At 62.6% G+C, this 2,033-nt stretch carries 3 pseudogenes; 1 reads left to right on the top strand and 2 read right to left on the bottom strand.

Annotation, left to right across the window (positions count from 1 at the left end):
• Window positions 1–120: 120 nt before the first annotated feature.
• A pseudogene (locus MKK70_RS21950) lies at window positions 121–1,542 on the bottom strand (IS701 family transposase).
• Window positions 1,543–1,618: 76 nt separating this feature from the next.
• On the opposite strand from MKK70_RS21950, the pseudogene MKK70_RS31135 reads away from it, so the two are divergent.
• A pseudogene (locus MKK70_RS31135) lies at window positions 1,619–1,732 on the top strand (IS481 family transposase); the annotation flags it as partial.
• 96 nt (window positions 1,733–1,828) lie between these two features.
• On the opposite strand, the pseudogene MKK70_RS21940 reads toward MKK70_RS31135, so the two are convergent.
• Window positions 1,829–2,033, bottom strand: a pseudogene (locus MKK70_RS21940) (hypothetical protein); the annotation flags it as partial.

The following is a 2,033-nucleotide window of genomic DNA, read 5'->3' as shown; positions in this document are numbered from 1 at the left end:
GGGCGTCTTGGCCTTGGGCCGGCAGGCCTCGACCAAGGGCTCCAGTTCAGACCGCTGGGCGTCGCTCAGCATCGTCCCTCCTGCATCAGAGAAACGAAAACGCTAGCCAAGCCAATCCGTTCAGACGACGACAGGCTCTAGTGTGTCACAAATTGATTTCGGCAGCAGGGGCATCGTTGCGGGGTTTGCGTAAGCGCTTGTGCAAGCCTCAGGCGCAAGGTTGCGATGAAGGCAGGCACGTGTCGCTCGGGCCGGATCGGGGGCGCCGCGGGGTCTGTAACTGAGGGGTAGGGCACGCGCTTGCCGTTCGGTGATTTCTGGTTCCGAGGGGGAAAGCGGCCCCGCTCGGAGACCAGGAACCCATAGGCCGCGATGCATAGGCTGGCGTGATGATGGAAGCCGCGCCAGCTTCGCCCCTCCTAGTGGCCGAGCCCGATTTCCTGTTTGAGCTCCTGGTAGTCCCGCTCGATACGCCAGCGCAGCTTCGTCCGGCTGACCAACTCGGCCAGGGGCGTCTCCGGCGACAGGGTCAAGAGCCAGTATTTGGTTGGCGCATCCTCGCCCTCCGGCCACTCGATCAGAACCCACTCCTCGGGACGCGGCTCGTGTCGCAGTTCATCCCGATGCCCCGGGCGCGCCCGCACGGCCGCAAAGCGCGAGGTCAGCACACCGTTCGTGCCAGCGCGCCATGTGACGCGCTGCCAGGCGGTCTCCGGCAGAGACCGGGCCAGCGTCTCTGCCAAGAGTGGCTTGTGCTCAGGGCTCCGTCGCACCCGGGTGGTGGGCGCCCGCGTCCGCTCCAGAGTTTGGGCCGTAGCGGTGCAGTTCCAGGAGGCTGCAGGCTCGTCGAGGACTGAACGCCCAGACTGTAGCGCAAGCCCAAAGCCGTCAGCGCCGTGCGGAAGGCCGTGTCGATCCCGTATCCGGCATCTGCCAGAACGAGCCCGGGCGCCACCCCATCAGCCAAGGCCGCCCGGATCTGATCCAGCGCGATCTCTAGCTTGGTCCGGAAGCCGATATCCTCGTGCACGCCGGCCTTGCTGCGCCGCTCGGCATCCTGGGTCCAGGCTTCCGGCAGGTAGAGGCGATAGGCCACCGGCAGACTGGCCTGGGTGTTGGCCACCGCGAGTTACCGCAACCTGACAGTTGTCCTGTTTGCCGATCTGACCGCAGTATTGCCGTCCCACCCCCACCGAGTGGCGGCCCTTCTTGGAAAAGCCGGTGTCATCGACGATCCAGCCCTGGATCGAAGTCTGACGCTCGATCACAGGCAGAACCTTGCTGCGGACCCGGGCTAGCAAAGCGTCGTCCGACTATTCGCCCTTGGCTACGAAGTGATGCAGTGCCTGATGTGTAGCCTGGACACGCGCCGGCGCGATCACGGGCCGCCATCGGCTCGATGCTCTTGCGGGCGCCTGGCAGCAGGAGGCCGGTGCAGTAGGCCTTCAGCGGCGCGACCCGATCGGCATGGCGTAGGACGCCTGACAGAGCCCCCAGATAGCTTGCAAAACGAAGCTGATCAGCAGCTAATGGGGAGTTCATGCGAACCATGCCTCGCTCCATCACGAGATCGAATCGCCAACCCTACAACCAAACTTTGTGACACAGTAGTACTAGTAGGCTTATGACCTTGCGTGGGCTGACACCCACCGAGTTCATCCTGAACGCCTGGACGAAAGAGCCCAATCGCTTCAGGATCGACCCGTCACAACTCATCCCGGGACCATACACATACCTTGCGTCGCCAGGCATATGGCCTTCAACGCCCTCAACAATTTTGCTTGAAATAAAACTTCAAAACAATCTCTAAGTATAAGTCGGGATAAGATCACGATTTATTTTGGTCGATAACCAGGAGCTTCGCGATCTCGGCCTTGAGCGGGCCGGCCAGATCCTTGCGGTCGAGCGCGTAGGCGATGTTGGCGGTGAGGAAGCCGAGCTTGGAGCCGGTGTCGTAGGTGCGGCCTTCGTAGTGCATGCCGAAGAAGTCCTGCTCGGCCATCAGCTTGATCATCGCGTCGGTGAGCTGGATC

Source organism: Methylobacterium sp. E-041 (genome assembly GCF_022829665.1).
Lineage (GTDB): Bacteria > Pseudomonadota > Alphaproteobacteria > Rhizobiales > Beijerinckiaceae > Methylobacterium.
This window is presented reverse-complemented; position numbering and strand designations above follow the sequence as displayed.